This is a genomic window from Erwinia sp. ErVv1 (assembly GCF_900068895.1).
Lineage (GTDB): Bacteria > Pseudomonadota > Gammaproteobacteria > Enterobacterales > Enterobacteriaceae > Erwinia.
On sequence record NZ_CDPK01000002.1, the window covers coordinates 620,397 to 624,682 of the forward strand.

General features: G+C 55.8%; 1 protein-coding gene. It reads right to left on the reverse strand.

Annotation, left to right across the window (positions count from 1 at the left end; all coding sequences use genetic code 11):
- Window positions 1-913: 913 nt before the first annotated feature.
- Window positions 914-2,950, reverse strand: coding sequence for a prolyl oligopeptidase family serine peptidase (locus tag A1830_RS04205; RefSeq protein ID WP_067702151.1), 2,037 nt, complete (start codon window positions 2,948-2,950; stop codon window positions 914-916).
- Between the last annotated feature and the right edge of the window lie 1,336 nt (window positions 2,951-4,286).

Sequence of the window (4,286 nt, forward strand, 5' to 3'; positions counted from 1 at the left end):
GACCGTCGAGCGCAGGGATGCGCGAGTCGAGCCCACACGGACGTGCTTGCGGCGGGTCCGCGTGACAACGGTCCCCGCAGGGCTTTGCACTAGATACCCGCAACAACAGTAAACGTCACAGGTGCCAGTTCCCCACACACTGTCATCCGTAAGGTCAAAACCTGCTCCGGTGACGCGGCTATGTTACGGGTCAGAACGCCGGGGCGCCGTAAACCCCTCCCTGGGGGCTTCACTGCCGCATCCCTGCGGCAGAGACCCGGCTTATCTGTTCCGCAACNCGGGTCAGAACGCCGGGGCGCCGTAAACCCCTCCCTGGGGGCTTCACTGCCGCATCCCTGCGGCAGAGACCCGGCTTATCTGTTCCGCAACACCGCCTTCTGGCTGCGGAGTGGGCTGTTAATGTTCTGGCGTAGATCAGAATTTGATTCAGTGGCATGCCTCTGTTATCACGGACCTGAAGGTCGAAATCACTTATGTCAGGCAAGAAATTATCTGTCAAAAGTTAGATAAGCAGAGTCGGAACGTAAGAACGTCTTTAACAGCGACCACGTAGCCAGTGGCCAGGCGGGGATCGTTGGCTTAGCGGACCGTCGAGCGCAGGGATGCGCGAGCCGAGCCCACACGGATGTGCCTGCGGCGTGTTCGCGTGACAACGGTCCCCGCAGGGCTTTGCACCGAGTACCCGCTACTGCGTAGCCTGAGGCCAGGCGGGAACCCTAAGCGGACAATCAAGCGCAGGGATGCGCAAGCCGACCCCACACGGACGTGCCTGCGGCGTGTCCGCGTGACAAGGGTCCCCGCAGGGCTTTGCCCCCCATCCCCACAACGACAGCAAACATCACAAATGCCAGTCAGGTAAGTTCCCACTGGAAATAATCCATAGGGCCGCCCCACTAACTGAACATCGCCTGGTTTATCGATCCGTCAGCATTTTCCACATAAACTCTTCAACCAGGGAATGATAAAATGCCGTCTGAGTATTCTCCGGCGCACTACCGTGCCCCGCTTCTGTTTCCTCATACAACCAGACGTTATCATGGCCCTGTTGCTGCATACGCGCGACCATTTTGCGTGCATGCGCCGGACTTACGCGGTCGTCCCGGGTCCCGGTAGTAAATAGCGTTGGCGGATAGCGTTTATCAGCAGAAACGTTGTCGAACGGTGAATAGTTTTGCAGCCACGCCCTCTCTTCGGCGATTTCCGGATCGCCATATTCGGCAATCCACGAGGACCCAGCCAGCCAGCGATGATAATTTGTCATATCCAGCAGGGGAACTTCACACACCAGCGCACCAAACAGTTCGGGATAGTCCGTCAGCATATTGCCAATCAGAAGCCCGCCGTTGCTCCCCCCCTGCGCTGCGAGCCGGGTCGCGCACGTCACCTTACGTGCGATCAAATCGCTCGCTACCGCCGCGAAATCTTCATAGGCGCGGTGACGATGCTGTTTCAGAGCAGCCTGGTGCCAGGCAGGACCGTACTCCCCGCCCCCGCGGATATTCGCCATCACGTAAACGCCGCCTTTATGCAGCCATGTGTTTCCCTTAGCGCCCAAATAATTGGGCGTCAAAGAGACCTCGAACCCCCCATATCCGTATAGTAGCGTTGGGTGATCGCCGGTAAGTGCCAGCCCTTTGGCAGCGACCTGAAAATAGGGAATATGAGTGCCGTCCGTTGACACGGCAAAATGCTGAGTGACTTCAAAATCTGCCGCATCAAAGCATGTCGGATCCTGCTTCACTACGCTGAGTGTTTCCGCATCCAGATCGCCATAGCTCAGGCAACAGGATTGCAGAAACCCATAACTCACTACCTGGTAGCGGTTACTCTCTATATCTATGCCTGAGGCAGAGATATTGGTGAAGTTTGGAAGAACCAACGTTTTCACACCACGCCACTGACCGTTCTCAGTTTTTAATATTTTAACTTTCTCAACCACATCCTGAGTCATATTGAGGATCAGGTTATCCCGGGTTGAACTGTACCCCTGCAACGTCGTATGTGCATCCGGCGTGAACAGTATTTTGAAGTTGCGCTGCCCCTGTTGGAAAGCCGCGAAATCTATCGCCAGCAGAGCGCCTGCGGGGTAGATTGTCTCCGCAACCTGCCAGGCAGTATTGAGCGTAACCAGTAGCCAGGCGTTAAAAAAGCCACAAGAAGCGTCTTCTGGAATGTCTATAAATTCCAGTTCGTCCTGCGCGGTCAGCAGATAAGTGCGGCTGTGATAGAAGTCCTGGCTGCAATGCACCAGACTTTTTTCGAAGCCGGGTGTGGGATCGTGCGAGGCTGAAACCGCCATGTCGGTTGTTTCGCCAGCGTAAATTAAGGCCGCTTCATGCGGGGCGGTGCCTCGCTGCCAACGGCTAACGCAGCGCGGATATCCCGATGTAGTAAGGGTATCTCCGCCCCCATCAAGCGCCAGCAGCAGGTTATTTTCATCAATCCAGCTGACTAAGCTTTTGCTTTCTTTCAGATAAAAACCATCGCTTATAAAAGACTTACTGACCAGGTCAAACTCACGAATCTCACAGGCATCACCACCGCCCGATAAATAAATCAACGCGCGCGTGTAATCAGGATAGAGTAGATCGGCACTACGGTAGCTCCAGTTTGCTTCTTCCTGTTCATTCAGACGGTCGATATCCAGCACCGTTTCCCATTCGGGCTCTGCCGTCAGATATGACGCTTCGGCAGTACGGCGCCAGATACCGCGCGGATGCCTGTCGTCCTGCCAGAAGTTATAAACCGTTTCGCGGTAATGGTTAACCCAGGGGATATTCGATTGATCGTTTAACGACTGCAATATTGTTTGCTGCGTCTGATGAAAACGTCCGCCATGGGCAAATTTGTTTGTCGTGCGCAGGTTTTGTGAGGTCACCCAACGAAGCGCTTCCTCATCCTGTGGTAACTCGAGTTTGCTAAGCAAATTCTGGATATTGCTCTCTGTCATCATGCGTCCTTATGTCGACTGTTTAGCGCTGTTGTGAAGCGGGTTCTCGTGTAGGTACGTTTCAGTAAATAAACACGATCGCTACATCTTCTCTATTTGAACATACCATTATGTCTTTTTTACAACACCCTAAACTCATTTCTGGTATGACGTGTTTTTTGGCTTTTGTATTGTTTGCAGGGAGGTCAAAACCGGCTGCGGTGTTAGGGCTGTGGAATGGGGAGCTGTACTCTGGCAGTGTTAAGGTCAAAACCGGCTCCGGTAACAGGGCTATGTTGCGGGTCAGAACGCCGGGGCGCCGTAAACCCTTCCCTGGGGGCTTCACTGCCGCATCCCTGCGGCAGAGACCCGGCTTATCTGCTCCGCAACACCGCCTTCTGGCTGCGGCGTGGGCTGTGGGTTCTCTGGCAGTGGCTAAGGTCAAAACCTGATCCGATCATGACAGCATTATCTGTCGAAAGTGTTGTAAGCCGGGGCCGGACATGAAGAGGTTTTTAGCAGCGACTACGGAGCCAGAGGCCAGCCGGGGACCGTTGGCTGAGCGGACCGTCGAGCGCAGGGATGCGCGAGCCGAGCCCACACGGACGTGCCTGCGGCGTGTCCGTGTGACAACGGTCCCCGCAGGGCTTAGCACCCGGCCCCGCAACAACAGTAAACATCACAGATGCCAGTCACAGTTCCCAGTCTGGGGTGGATCTTAAGGTCAAAACCTGCTCCGGTGACACGGCTATGTTGCGGGTCAGAACGCCGGGGCGCCGTAAATCCCTCCCTGGAGGCTTCACTGCCGCATCCCTGCGGCAGAGACCCGGCTTATCTGCTCCGCAACACCGCCTTCTGGCTGCGGCGTGAGCTGTAAGTATCCTCACTTAGTAATCTCAGAATTTGCTTCATTGGCATGCCTTTATTGCTAAGGATCTGAAGCTCGAAACCACTTATGCCAGGCAAGAAATTACCTGTCGACAGCTATGTAGCCTGGAGCTGGCCATGAAGAGGTTTTTAACAGCGACGACGTAGCCCGAGGCCAGGCGGGGACCGTTGGCTGAGCGGACCGTCGAGCGCAGGGATGCGCGAGCCGAGCCCACACGGACGTGCCTGCGGCGTGTCCGCGTGACAACGGTCCCCGCAGGGCTTNAAGCTCGAAACCACTTATGCCAGGCAAGAAATTACCTGTCGACAGCTATGTAGCCTGGAGCTGGCCATGAAGAGGTTTTTAACAGCGACTACGGAGCCAGAGGCCAGGCGGGGATCGTTGGCTGAGCGGACCGTCGAGCGCAGGGATGCGCGAGCCGAGCCCACACGGACGTGCTTGCGGCGTGTCCGCGTGACAACGGTCCCC

Coding starts and splice junctions, on each gene's coding strand:
- A1830_RS04205 (WP_067702151.1), bottom strand. CDS start 2,950: ATGACAGAGAGCAATATCCAGAATTTGCTTAGCAAACTCGAGTTACCA.